1 protein-coding gene is annotated in these 430 nt (G+C 54.2%); it reads right to left on the bottom strand.

What is annotated here, in order from left to right; all coding sequences use genetic code 11:
• On the bottom strand, nt 1–395 hold a 395-nt coding region (locus tag NE664_14310; protein MCQ4727808.1), incomplete at its 3' end, for a hybrid sensor histidine kinase/response regulator.
• Between the last annotated feature and the right edge of the window lie 35 nt (nt 396–430).

The following is a 430-nucleotide window of genomic DNA, read 5'->3' as shown; positions in this document are numbered from 1 at the left end:
GAGGCCGGAAGCATGTCAAACAGGTTCTGCACCGTCTTGTTGCTGCCCGGATGCGGCGGACGGATCAGCACATTCCCATCCATGTCCACCACGTAGGAAAAGCCCGCGTCGTGATAGAATGAGACGGTAAAGCTGTCCACAATCTCTCCCACATCGTAGGACTTTAAAAGATACCCTGCGGTTCCATCCTTAAGCACTGCTTTTCTGTACAGGTTAAACTCGTTGACCCCGTTGGCACTGCAGATATGGGGATCAATAATCCCCTGTTCCCCGGAAGCACTGGCCAGAAACTCCGCAGCTGCCGTGTCACCGGGATTCCCTTCCGGAAAAATACGGCCGTCTTCCAGATAGAATGAAATTCTGCCGTCCACACGGTCATAACTGCTGATCAGCACGTTCAGCTCCTCCTGCTGGCCGGCGTCGTACTGGT

Source organism: Anaerotignum faecicola, assembly GCA_024460105.1.
In the GTDB taxonomy this organism is placed as follows: Bacteria; Bacillota; Clostridia; order Lachnospirales; family Anaerotignaceae; genus JANFXS01.
This window is presented reverse-complemented; position numbering and strand designations above follow the sequence as displayed.